At 70.6% G+C, this 12,788-nt stretch carries 7 protein-coding genes; 3 read left to right on the forward strand and 4 right to left on the reverse strand.

Annotated features, from left to right (window positions below; all coding sequences use genetic code 11):
• The first annotated feature begins 1,123 nt into the window (after positions 1–1,123).
• Positions 1,124–2,287, forward strand: coding sequence for a demethylmenaquinone methyltransferase (locus tag MNOD_RS07655; RefSeq protein ID WP_015928278.1), 1,164 nt, complete (start codon positions 1,124–1,126; stop codon positions 2,285–2,287).
• 291 nt (positions 2,288–2,578) lie between these two features.
• Here the strand turns inward: MNOD_RS07655 and MNOD_RS07660 are convergent, their stop codons facing one another.
• Positions 2,579–2,935, reverse strand: a complete 357-nt coding sequence (locus MNOD_RS07660) for a hypothetical protein (RefSeq protein ID WP_015928279.1) — start codon at positions 2,933–2,935, stop codon at positions 2,579–2,581.
• Between the two features lie 98 nt (positions 2,936–3,033).
• Between MNOD_RS07660 and MNOD_RS07665 the strand changes: the two genes are divergently transcribed.
• Complete coding sequence (locus tag MNOD_RS07665) at positions 3,034–3,975, forward strand: LysR family transcriptional regulator (protein WP_015928280.1); 942 nt, start codon at positions 3,034–3,036, stop codon at positions 3,973–3,975.
• 162 nt (positions 3,976–4,137) lie between these two features.
• Here MNOD_RS07665 and MNOD_RS07670 read toward each other — a convergent pair whose 3' ends face one another.
• The 3 genes from MNOD_RS07670 to MNOD_RS07680 form a co-directional block, all read right to left on the reverse strand.
• On the reverse strand, positions 4,138–6,051 hold the full coding sequence (locus MNOD_RS07670) for a potassium transporter Kup (RefSeq protein ID WP_015928281.1): 1,914 nt from the start codon (positions 6,049–6,051) through the stop codon (positions 4,138–4,140).
• A gap of 247 nt (positions 6,052–6,298) precedes the next feature.
• Entirely contained in the window at positions 6,299–7,159 is an 861-nt protein-coding gene (locus MNOD_RS07675) for an SIR2 family NAD-dependent protein deacylase (protein ID WP_015928282.1), read from the reverse strand.
• 242 nt (positions 7,160–7,401) lie between these two features.
• On the reverse strand, positions 7,402–9,183 hold the full coding sequence (locus MNOD_RS07680) for an SLC13 family permease (protein ID WP_015928283.1): 1,782 nt from the start codon (positions 9,181–9,183) through the stop codon (positions 7,402–7,404).
• A gap of 252 nt (positions 9,184–9,435) precedes the next feature.
• Here MNOD_RS07680 and MNOD_RS07685 point away from each other — a divergent pair, with 252 nt between their 5' ends.
• Positions 9,436–12,711, forward strand: coding sequence for a TRCF domain-containing protein (locus tag MNOD_RS07685; protein ID WP_015928284.1), 3,276 nt, complete (start codon positions 9,436–9,438; stop codon positions 12,709–12,711).
• The last annotated feature ends 77 nt before the right edge of the window (positions 12,712–12,788 follow it).

Genomic DNA, 12,788 nt, shown 5'->3' on the forward strand with positions numbered 1-12,788 from the left:
TGCCTGACGGGCCTGCCGGCCCTCTGGGACCGGGCGGTCCCGCCGGGCCGCGCGGCCCGACCTTTCCATGAGGTCCCATCGGTCCCCTCTCGCCAGGAGGACCTGCCGGTCCAGGCTCGCCCGGAAGACCGCGGGGGCCTTGTGGGCCTGGCGCTCCCGGGTCGCCTTTCGGTCCCATGGGACCTGGCGGGCCCACGACCCCAGGGGGGCCAGCCGTGCCGATTGGACCTGCCGGGCCGGCGGCTCCCGTCGCGCCGGCCTCTCCGGGCGGACCCGCCGGTCCGGATGGGCCTGCGGGGCCGATGTCTCCGCGAGGCCCGGGCGGGCCCGCAGGGCCAGCGTCACCCTGAGGACCGGGCGGACCTGCAGGGCCGGTGTCACCCTGGGGCCCGGGCGGGCCCGCAGGGCCGATATCGCCCCGAGATCCAGGGGGGCCGGCAGGGCCGGCGGGCCCAGGCGGACCTGCGGGGCCGGGAGGTCCCGCCGGGCCGGCGATCTCTGTCTGCACCGCTGCTCCGGCCTCTCCCTGCGGGCCGGGCGGGCCTTGCGCGCCGGGAATCCCTGCGGGCCCCTGCTGCCCACACTCGCCAACGACGGCGCGCCGATCCTGACGCTTCGTCTGCAGCGTGACGATGCATGTGGCCGGGTGATAGATGACGCGGAACTCGAACCTGCCCCTTCCATCCGTCCTGGTTCGGAAGCGCCCGTCCAGCACAATCTCCTCGTCCGGCTCGTCGGCCGAGCCAAGCACCCACAATTCACCGGCCGTGATCTTGGCTGCAAGGATCTGCACATCGGCCAGGACCGGCGATGGGCCGAGACAAGCGGGTGTGATCGCGAACATCAGCCATCGCTTGAGCATTGGCCTAACTCCGAACAGCGATCCCCGGACGCGATCGTCAGCTTGAGCATGTTCGTGCGGCGAGGGAAGCGTATCCTATCAACGGTCAACAAGTCCTGCCGTGGGACCCGTGCTCCGCTCGAGCCGGAGGGGAGCAGTCACGGCCGCGGCGGGCGCCTCGTTGCATCCGGCTTAAGAATCGCAGCGCTGCCCCGCATGCGGTTCGCACCCACCACCCGCTCGTCTATGCTCGCCGGACCTGACACCGGCCGAGATCGACACGTGCAACTGACCCAGATCACCCACCATGACCTCGACGGCTATGGTGCCGCGACCGTCGTCGCGGCCTATGCCGACCCGGGCCGCATCGTGCACGTGCCGCGATACGGCGATGTCGGCCCGATCGTCGACGACGAGCTGAAGCGCCTCGGCCGGACGCGGAAGCCCGAAATGCTGCTCCTGACGGATCTCGGTCTCGAAGAGCCGACGATCGCGTTCCTGCGCCGGTTCGCCGCCATGAACCGGCGCCGCGAACCTGCCGAGTTCCATCGGCTGATCGTGCTCGATCACCACGCCTCGTCGGTCGAGCAGCTTCGCCGCCAGCGCCTGGAGCCTGCGGACAGCCCGGATCGCGCTCGCCCGATGCGGTTCGACCTCGGCGACCCGCACATCACCGTGCTGGTCGACGAGGGCCGCAGTGCGACCAGGATGGCCTCCGAGCACCGGGCCTTGTTCGCGACCCGCGAGGCGGATCCCGACCGCGTCGCCGATCTCGGCACGCTCATCGAGGCCGTGGACGCCCTCGATCTGTGGCTGAAGGACCGGCCGAGCTTCGCGAGCGGCCTCGCCCTCGACGAGGTGTTCTGGGACAACGTGGCGAGTTTCGTGCCGGTCGGGCACCCGGCCCATGACCCGTTCGTATCGCGCCTTCTGCTCGATGCGAGCAGGCTGATCCGCCAGGGTGCGACGCCCGCCGCGCTCGAACGGGCGGTCCCGGCCCTGCGGGAGGGTATCGTCGACGAGTTGATGCGCGATGCGCCCGACGACGATCCGAGCCTGACGGCGCGCACGCGCCTGGCCCGGGCTCTCGCCCGCTCCGACGACCTGTTCCACGCGCTCTCCGACGGCACCTTGCTGTCGTTCGCCCTCGATCCGGGCACGTTCCAGCGGGTGTCGGACCTGGTCATGTCGGGGGGCCGGGCGTCCCGCCTGATCAACGTGCAGCGCACCGGCACGCTGTCGTTTCGCTCGAACGACGGCACCGCGCTGAGTGGGGCACGGCTGTTCCGTGGCGGCGGGCACCACGACGCCGCAGGCGGCAGGCTGCCGAGCGGCTCGGCCTTCTCGCTCGCGGATGCGGTCCAGCAGATCGAGCCGGTGCTGAACCCCCCGCCGCCCCGCGCCGACGACAGCCCTTTCGCGGCCCTTCGCAACTGGAAGGGCTGACGCGAAGCCCGGATCCGGGGGCGCCTCCGGGTCGGGCGCCACCCACCGGACAGCGTCGTGCCAGAGAGCCGGAGGCGCAGCGAGCCCCCGGCTCCCGTCATACCAACGGCCCAGGATGCTGACGCATCGGACCGTTGACCCATCCCGAATTTTCGATGCCAAGCCGAAGGCTTCGTGACGAGGCTTGGCGACAATTCGAGAGAGGAACCAACGGTCACATGGAAATGACCGTTGGTATCAGGCGGCGGGCCGCTCGGCTGCCGTCTGACGGGAGCACCGCCGAGGCGGTCCTCAGTCGAGGGAGGCCGTCTCGTTGACCTCGGCTGGCGCGGGGGTGACCGAGACCGCGTCGTTGTTGCGGCTGATCTCGATCGACCGGGCCGCGGCGCCCGCCTGCCGCGGCGTCGAGACGATCACGCTCTGGCCTGAGGCCAGCACCGCTTCGAACCGCAGGGAGGGCGCCGCGGCCCGCGGCGCGAGCGTCACGACCACGTGGTACCCCTTGGGTTCGACCGTGTAGTAGGCAACCCCGGCCAGCGGGCCGAGATCGATGCTGGTGGCCCGAGAGGGCTTGGCGGCGTCGGCATAGGCCGAGCCGATCAGAGACGAGGCGGCCGCGGCCGCGAGGAGCGTCGTGCGGAAAGTCATGATCCTGGTCTTTCTGGCTGGTCGGAGCCGGTTCCGGCCCCGCGTCTGCGCCCTATATGCGCTGCGCCGCAGCATGGATCAAACAGATTGCATCGATAATGACTATTGATCATATCGATCTTGCCCGGATCGATCTCAACCTGCTGGTGGCCCTCGATGCGCTCCTGTCCGAGCGCAGCGTCACGCGGGCGGCGGCGCGCACCGGGGTCGGGCAATCGGCGATGAGCAGCAGTCTCGCGCGGCTGCGCGCCCTGTTCGGCGACGAGCTGCTGACGCGCGCGCCCGAAGGGATGCGGCCGACGCCGCGGGCGCTTGCGCTCGCCGAGCCGGTGCGCTCGATGCTGCGGCAGGTCCAGTTCCTGGTGCGGCGCGACGAGGCGTTCGACCCGAGGATTGTGGAGCGCACCTTCACCATCAGCCTGCCCGACAGCACCGAGGTGCTGCTCGGGCCGACACTGCTCGCCTATCTGCGCGCCGAGGCGCCCGGGATCAGCCTGCTCCTGCGCACCATCGACCGCGCCCACATCCTGCAGGAGATCGATGCCGACCGGGTCGATCTCGCCATCGACCTGTCGTTCCGCGGGCAGCTGCACCACAAGCAGAGCCTCCTCTATCGGGACAGCTACGTCTGCCTGTTCAACGCCGCGCTGGTGGGACTGACGCCGCCCATCTCGCTCGAGGATTACCTGCGCTTTCCCCACGTGCTGACGAGCCTCAGGGAAACCGCGCACGGGGTGGTGGACGACGCGCTCGCGAAGATCGGCCGCAGCCGCACCCTCGCGGTCACCTCGCCCCGCTTCCTCGCCGTGCCCTTCCTGGTGCGAAAGGCGCCCGTGCTGACGACCATGCACGCCCGCCTCGCGCATTTCTTCGCGGATGCGCTCGGCCTGACCGTGAGCCCCGCGCCGGTTCCGCTGGAGGACGTCGCCATGTCGATGCTCTGGCACGCCTCCTACGACGATGATCCGGCCCATCGCTGGCTGCGGACCCTGCTGCGCCGGCTCGCGAGCGACCCGGCGAGCGGACGCGCCGGCGATTGATCACGCCGTGCTCCGGTCCTCTCGATCATTGATCGATCGGATGTCCGGGCGGAGACAAGGTGTCCACTTCTCCCGGACATCCTCCAACCCGCCAACGACCTCGACGCACGCGAAGACGCGGGCCGGCGCTCGCTCCTGCACATCGCAGCGTCTGCAAGCTGCTCAAACTTCCACCTCGGTGCCGACCTCCATCACTTTGCGGGCCGGGACGCAGAAGTAGCTTGCAGTCTCTTCGGCATTGCGCTGCATCAGCGCGAAAATCTCCTCTCTCCAGACCGACATGCCAGGCTTTCTCTCCGACGGAATGACCGTTTCATGACTGATGAAATAGGTCAGCTTCTCGACGTCGAGCTCGGGCAGCTGGCCCGACTCCGCAGCCAGCTGCAGGGCGGCCGGGACATTCTCCTCTTCCGTGAAGCCGAAGCGGAGAATCACCCGGCTCACATCCTTCGTGATCGGCACCACCTGGAGCCTGTCGGCATCGGGCGCCCGCGGCAGATCCAAGCTCTGAACCGTCACCAGCAGCACGCGCTCGTGCAGCACGCGCAGATGGTGAACGAAGTTCATAAGCGGCAGCGGCATGCCTTCGGTCGCCCAGGTCAGGAACGCCGCCGTCCCGGGAATGCGGGGAAGGTGCTTGGCTTCCACGCGGGCCAGAAACTCCTGTTCGGGGATGCGGACGTGCCTGCGCGCGTCCTCCATCAGCATCACCCCACGCCGCCACGTGAGCATCAGGAACGCCACGCCGGCCGCCAGCACGAGCGGGAACCAGCCGCCCTCGAACAGTTTCACGCTGTTGGCGCCGAAGAAGGTCAGGTCCACCAACAGGAACATCCCGTTGACCATCAGAACGAGGATCGGATTGAAGCCCCATTGGCGGGCGATCAGCGCCGCCAGCACCGTCGTGATCACCATCAGCAGCGACACCGCGATGCCGTAGGCACCCGCCAGCGCGTCGGACGATCCGAAGGCCAGGACGGCGCCCAGGGTGCCGAATGCGAGGAACCAGTTCACGATCGGCACATAGATCTGGCCTGCCTCGTGCGTCGAGGTGTGAACGATGCGCATCCGCGGGAAGAACCCGAGCTGGATTGCCTGCTGGGTGAGCGAGAACGCGCCTGAAATGATGGCCTGCGAGGCGATCACCGTCGCGAGCGTGGCGAAGCCGACCAGAGGGTAATGCGCCCAATCCGGAGCGAGCTGGAAGAACGGGTTGTCGGCTGCGGACGGGTCCTGCAGCAGCAGCGCGCCCTGGCCGAGGTAGTTCAGTGCCAGCGCCGGCAGCACGATCGAAAACCACGCCAGTCGGATAGGGCCACATCCGAAGTGGCCCAGATCGGCATACATCGCCTCACCGCCCGTGACGGCCAGGAAGGCGGCTCCGAGCATGGCAAAGCTGACGTGCGGACCGGCCGCGAGCAGATGATGCAGGGCATGATAGGGATTCAGCGCCATCAAGGCTCGCGGTGCCTGGAGAAGGCTACCGATCCCGATTCCGGCGATCACCAGGAACCACAGCAGCATCACCGGGCCGAAGACGCGGCCGATCAAGCCGGTGCCGTGACGCTGGACGAAGAACAGGCCGATCAGAATCGCGAGCGTGATCGGCACCACGAAGGGGGTCAGGCCGGGGGCATCGACCTTCAGGCCTTCGACGGCGCTGAGCACCGATATGGCGGGCGTGATCGCGCCGTCACCGTAGAGCAAAGCTGCTCCGATCAAGCCGACCAGGAGCAGCATGGCGCGCCAGGAGCGCGGTGGCGCGTGGCGAGCGCCCAGCAGGGCCAGCATGGCGACGATCCCGCCTTCGCCCTTGTTGTCGGCGCGCAGGATGAGAACGGCGTATTTGAGCGCCACGATGAGCACGAGGGACCACAGGACGAGCGAGACGGAGCCGAGCACAGCCTCCTCTCGTGGCGCGCTCCCCCCGGTGGCGGCCTTGATGGTCTCCTTGAGCGCATAGAGAGGACTGGTGCCGATATCGCCGTAGACGACGCCCAATGCGCCGAGAGCCAGTGGTACCGACAGATTCGGGGCGTGTCGCCGACCCGCCTCGGCCCGCGCTGCTGCTTCCACTTCAGCCTCCCTGACCGCGATTGGCGTCTCAAGAGCGCCTTGCACTGCGCCGTCACTTTGATCGCGATCGCTTCACCGTTCCAGTGTTTTGGCTTGTGAAGATCAGGCTCGCGCCCCGGTGACGATGACGTTGACAGGCCCTGAGTCGGGAGACGGTCCAGGGCAGCCTGCAACCTCGGCCGAGACCCGGCGCGGCGGGATCCCGGGGCATCATGGGCGCCACGGTTCGGCCCCGCGCGGCCGCTTCTCAGGCCGGCTCGCTTCGGCCCTCCGGATGCCTCAGCTGCGACACGCGCATGTGCAGTTCGGTGAGAAAGTCCGCCAAGGCCGCCTCCGGATCGTCCGAGTCCCCCGTCACGGCGGTCAGGCCCCACTGGGCGAGGACGGCCTCCTGGATCGGATCGGCCCGGGACATGAAGACGAACGAGTTCGGACGGTTGCGCTCGTAGCCCGATACGCGCCAGGTCCGCCACAGCTTGTGAAGCAGCAGGCGGATGTTCATGTCGGTCATGCTGTATCCGATGAACAGGACAGTCTTGCCGAGCGCATCCGACCTGAATTTGATGTCCAGCGGCGAGTCGAATTCGAGGCGGTTGAAGTAGTCTGTCTCGGTAATCACGAGGGATTGGTCGTCCTCGAAATCGCCGTGAAATTTGATGATCTGCGTGGAGCTATCGTTGATGCGGGCGATGTCGCGCGCGTTCGCAACTTTGACGTATTTGATACCGCGGGCCTCGTAGGCAGATTCGATATTGCGATCGTAATTGGTCGTGTAGATGATCGGAAAATCGAGATCGATGATGAGCTTGTGCAGCCGGGAATCTCCGATGTCGTGCTCGGATATCTTCCAGTTTCGGTCCATCCAGCTGCGCAGGGGGCCAATGCTGCCCTTGGAGATGCGGTAGTACTCGGCCAGGGTGTGATAGCTGATGCTGTGCCGCGGAATGCTGTCCTGTCCCAACCCGAGCTCTTCCGCCATGTGGGCGATCAGGTCCCGCCAGGACGGCAGGCCCACGGAGATCGAAAGGCCGGCGCCCGCGAACAGGATCGCGCGGCGCTCATGGATCGCCGTCGCGAGCTGGCTCGTCAAGGTTGATGAGAAGGGCATGCAAGCTTAACTTTCCGGATTCGGAGCTAAATTATCCGGCATCGTCAACAACGATAGAGCTATGGTGTTCCTTCGTGCCGATTCGGCGACTTGTGGTTCCGAATTAACGAGGGTCAATATTATTGGAGAGGGAAAGCGCTCCAGAGCGCTCCCCGCCGAAGTGGAGGCCGGTCCGGCGCAAGGGAGCGCGAAAAATCAAAGACTGAAGAGCCGTGGCCGTTTCAATCGAAACGGCCACGGCTCTAGGCGAGCGGCCAGACGAGGAGGATCAGCGGCACTCCGGCGACGAGGACGAGCAGCGAGAGAGGGGCGCCGAGGCGCGCATAGTCGCCGAAGCGGTAGCCGCCGGGCCCCATGACCAGCGTGTTGCACTGGTGGCCGATCGGGGTGAGGAAGTCGCAGGCGGCGCCGATCGCCACCGCCATCAGGAAGGCGTCGGGCCGGTAGCCGAGCGTCCTGGCGAAGCTCGCGGCCAGCGGCGCCATCACCAGCACCGTCGCGGCGTTGTTCAGGAAGGGCGTCACCAGCATCGCGGCGATCATGATCAGGGCCAGGGCGCCCCAGCCGGGCAGCAGGACCCCGACCTGCGACAGCCACCCGGCCAGGAGGTCCGTGGTGCCCGTGCTGCGCAGGGCGTCGCTCACCGGGATCAGGGCCGCCAGCATCACCAGGATCGGCCACTCCACCGCCTCGTAGGCCTCCCGGGCCGGCAGGGTCCGGAACAGCATCATGCCCAGGGCGGCGGCGAAGAACGCCACCGCGACCGGCACGAGGCTCAAGCCCACGGCGGTGATCGTGGCCGCGAGGATCGCCAGGGTGATCCAGCCGCGGCGGGTGCTGCCGAGGGAGAGGGAGCGGGAGGCGAGCGGCAGGGCGCCGAGGTCGCGCAGCCGCGCCGGCAGGCCGGCCTCGCGGCCCTGCAGCACGATGACATCGCCGGTGCGAAGCGTGATGTCGCGCAGGCGCTCGGTGAATCGTTTCCCCGCCCGGCTCACCGCCAGCAGGGTGACGTCGAAGCGGTCGTGCAGGGCGAGCCGGCCGGCCGTCTGACCGACCAGGATCGAGGTCGGTCCGAGCACGGCCTCCACGGTGCCGATCTCGTCATCGGCGCCGTCCTCGGCCTGCAGCCTGCGGTCCTGGCCGTCGAGCAGAAGGCCCGCCTCGCCGACGAAGCGGGCGAGGGCGGCGGAATCGCCGCGCAGGATCACCCGGTCGTGGGGCCGCAGCACGGCATCCGGCAGCGGCGCGGTCAGGCGGGTCTTCTCCCGCACGAGCCCCGTCACGGCCACGCCGCGATCGGGGCCCGCCGTCAGATCGGCGACCGTGCGGCCCGCGAGCGGCGAATCCGCGGGGATGCGCGCCTCGGTGGCATAGTCCGTGATCGCCACCGCCTCGTCGAGGCCGGTCGTGCCCTGCCGGCCCCGGGGCAGCAGCCGGTAGCCGACGCTCAGGAAGGCCACGCCCGCCACCGCGAGACCGATCCCCACGGGCGCGAAGTCGAACATCCCGAACGGCACGCCCGTCAGCTCGCCGCGCAGCCGCGCCACGATGATGTTCGGCGAGGTGCCGATCTCGGTCACGAGCCCGCCGAGCAGGGCCCCGAAGGCCATCGGCATCAGGAAGAGCGAGGGTGAGCGGTTGCCCTTGCGGGCGAGCTGGTAGGCGATCGGCAGCATCATGGCGAGCGCGCCGATGTTCTTGATGAAGGCGGAGAGCACGGCGACGGCGGCGACCAGCACGGTGACCTGCGCCTGCGCGCTGCGCAGGCGGGGCGCGACGGGCCGCAGGACGGCCTCGATCGCCCCCGAGCGGGCGACGGCGGCGCTGACGACGAGCGCACTCGCGACGATGATCACGATGTCGTCCGAGAAGCCGCTGAAGGCCTGCTTGGCCGGCACGAGCCCGACGGCGATGCCGGTGACGAGCGCGAGCCCCGCCACGATGTCGTAGCGCATCCGCCCCCACAGGAAGAGCGCCATGGTGGCGCCCATGAGGGAGACGGCGAGGGTCTGGTCGACGGTCATGGCGTCACCGCGCAGCCGCGCGGGGCGTGCGATCCTGGATGCGCGTTCCGGCCCGGCGCGGGGCGGGTGGATCCCGCGGCGGCGCGGGCCTCCGGTCGAAACAGCATGGTCTTCCATCCGGCCGGCGGCGAGGCTCAGAGAACCCGCCGCGGCCGTCCGGTGTTCCTGGGCTGTTTTGACGGGACCACCGCCGCGAACCGTGAGGGGCCGCAGGGCGTTGTCCGCGCCCGGTAGGGTGGGGGCGGTGGGGGCATGGTGAAGCACAGGCGTCGCGTCGCGGTCGGTGAGAGCGCCGCGGAGATCATCGCACCGGCCATCCCCTCGGGGGCGCTCGCGGTCGCCCTCATCGGGCTCGCGGAGACGGCCGCGCCCCTGGTGTTCCTCGCCCGCGACGGGCGGCGGCTCGACGAGATCGCCGCGATCCTCCGCAGCCTCGCGCCCGCGCGCCAAGTGGCGGTCTATCCGGAATGGGACTGCCTGCCGGGCGACCGCACCTCGCCGTCCCGCGGCACCATGGGCGCGCGCGCAGGCGTGCTGCGCTGGCTGGCGGACACGGCGCACCGTCCGGATCTGCTCCTCAGCACGGCGCCGGCCCTGATCCAGCGGGTGCCGCCGCCCGAGATCTGGGCCGAGGCCCGCGTCGCGCTGCGGGTCGGCGACGGCTTCGAGGCCGCTTCCCTCACCGCCGCGCTCACCCGCCTCGGCTACATCCTCGACGAGCGCGTCGACGAGCCCGGCGAGATCGCGGTGCGCGGGCGAACCCTCGAGGTCTTCCCGGCGGCCGCGCCGCGCCCCTGCCGCATCGAGCACGAGGACGGGCGCATCACCGCGATCCGCTCCTACGATCCGGTGACCCAGCGCTCGGTCGCCGACGCGGCGGAGCTCGTCATCGATCCGGCCACCGAGCTCATTCTCGGTCCGGATGCGCCCGAGCCGCTCGCGCCCTTCACCGGCCAGGAGCACCGCCTGCCCCGCTTCTACCCCCGCCTCGCGACCGTCCTCGACGCGCTGCCGGGGGCGAGGCTGGTGGTCGAGGCCGGCGCCGAGGCGCGCGCTGCGGCCTTCTTCGAGCAGGTCACGGAGGGGAGCGCGGCCGGGGAGGCGCATCCGGCGGATGCGCGGCTCTACCTCACGCCGCCGGAATGGTCCGATGTGCTCGACCGGCACCGTTTCGCCTCGGCCGATGCGATCGGGGACGTGGCGGTGCCGGCCTTCGTCCGGGAGCGGCGCCCGGCCGCCGCCTTCGGCCGGTTCCTCACCGAGCGCCTGAGGGCGGGGGACCGCGTCCTGCTGACCGGCCCGCCCGGGCCCCTGCGCCGGCTTGCCCGCGAGGCCGTCGACCAACTCGGGCACAAGCTCCTGCGGGCGCGCAGCTGGGCCTGCGTGCTGGCGGCGGAACCCGGACAGGTGGCGGTGCTGGAGGCGCCGATCGGGGCCGGGTTCCGGGTGCCGGAGGCAGAGGTCACGGTGGTGGCCGCCGCCGACCTGCTGGGCTTGCGGGCGGCGCCGGCGCAGGGCGATGCGGCCGCGGCGCTGCCCTTCGGCGAGATCGACCTGCACCGGGGCGACGTCGCCATCCATGAGGATCACGGCCTGTGCGTCTTCGAGGGGCTGGAGCCCGTCGGCGGCCCCGACGGCGAGGCCGAGGAGGCGGCACGCCTGCGCTTCGCCGACGATGCCGTCCTGCTCGCGCCCCTGAGCCAGGCCGACCGGATCTGGCGCTACGGGTCGGCGGCCGAGGCCGTCTCCCTGGACCGGCTCGATGGCGGCACCTGGGAGAAGCGGCGGGCGACCGTCGCGGCGGCCGTCGCCGCGACGGCGCGGCGGATGCTCGATCTCGCCGAGACCCGCCGCCGCGCCCGGGCGGAGCCCCTGATCCCGCCCGACCGGCAGATGGAGCGCTTCTGTGCCGGATTCGGCTTTTCCCTCACGCCCGATCAGGCGGCCGCGATCGACGCGGTGCTGGAGGATCTCGCCGCGGGCCGTCCGATGGACCGCCTCGTCTGCGGCGATGTCGGCTTCGGCAAGACGGAGGTGGCCCTGCGGGCCGCGGCGGCGGCGCTGTTCGCGGGCCGGCAGGTTGCCCTCGCGGCGCCGACCACGGTCCTCGTTCGCCAGCATACCGAGACCTTCCGGCGCCGCTTCGCGCGCTTCGGCATCGTGCCGGCGCAGCTCTCGCGCCTGACGCCTCCCGCGGAGGCCAAGCGCGTGAAGGCGGGCCTTGCCGAGGGCAGCGTGCGGCTCGTGATCGGCACCCACGCGCTCGCCGGCCGCGGCGTGCGGATGCCGGATCTCGGGCTCGTGATCATCGACGAGGAGCAGCGCTTCGGCACCGCCCAGAAGGAGCGGCTGCGCCGCGCCGCCCGGGGCGCGCATGTCCTGACCCTCACCGCCACCCCGATCCCCCGCACGCTCCAGACGGCGCTGGTGGGCCTGCAGGACCTGAGCGTGATCGCCACGCCCCCGGTGGTCCGCCAGCCGATCCGGACCGTCATCGCGCCCTTCGCACCCGACACGGTGCGGGCGGCGCTGATGCGCGAGCACCGCCGCGGCGGCCAGAGCTTCGTCGTCTGCCCGCGCATCGCCGATCTCGCGCCGATGGAGGCGCAGCTGCGCAGCATCGTGCCGGAGCTGACGATCGCGCTCGCGCATGGCGAGCTTCCCCCCGACACGATGGACGAGGCGATGGTCCGCTTCGCGGCCGGGGAGGGCGACGTGCTGCTCGCCACCAACATCATCGAGAGCGGCCTCGACGTGCCGCGCGCCAACACGATGCTGGTCTGGCATCCGGAGCGGTTCGGCCTCGCGCAGCTGCATCAGCTGCGCGGGCGCGTGGGCCGCGGGCAGCGGCGGGCGGCGGCCTACCTGCTCACCGATCCGCAGGCGCGGCTCCCGGCGGCGAGCGAGAAGCGCCTGCGCACCCTCGCGGCCCTCGACCGGCTCGGCGCCGGCTTCGCGCTGAGCGCCCGCGACCTCGATCTGCGCGGCGCGGGCGACCTCTTCGGCGAGGATCAGGCCGGGCACGTCAAGCTGATCGGGCTCGACCTCTACCGCGATCTCCTGGAGCGGGCGGTGCGGGCCGCCCGCGGCGAGCCCGACGAGGCGGCGCCGGCCGAAATCAGGCTCGGCCTCGCGGGGCGCATCCCGCAGGAATACGTGCCCGAGCCGGAACTGCGCCTGAGCCTCTGTGCGCGTCTCGCGCGGCTGCGGACTGCCGACGAAGCCGAGGCCCTGCGGGACGAGATCGAGGATCGCTTCGGCCCGCTGCCGCCCGAGGTCGACACTCTGCTGACGCTGGCCCGGCTGCGCGCGGCCTGCCGGGACCTCGGCATCGCGCGCCTCAGCGCCGGACCGCAGGGCCTTGCCGCCGACTTCGAGCCCGGCCGGGTGGAGGCCGTCGCGCGGGCGGTGGATGGCGTGGTCCGGCGCGGCGACCGCCTGATTCTGCACCGCCCCTGCGCCGATCCGGCCGAATGCGGGCGCCTGGCGGCCCGGTTCCTGCGGGCGCTGGAGGCCGCGCCGGCGTGAGGCGACGCCTTGCGGTCATGGCCCGTTGCTTACCCCTCAATCATGCAAGGGGGCGGAAGGTTTCTGTTGCGCCGTCC

It is taken from the genome of Methylobacterium nodulans ORS 2060 (assembly GCF_000022085.1).
Classification (GTDB): Bacteria; Pseudomonadota; Alphaproteobacteria; order Rhizobiales; family Beijerinckiaceae; genus Methylobacterium; species Methylobacterium nodulans.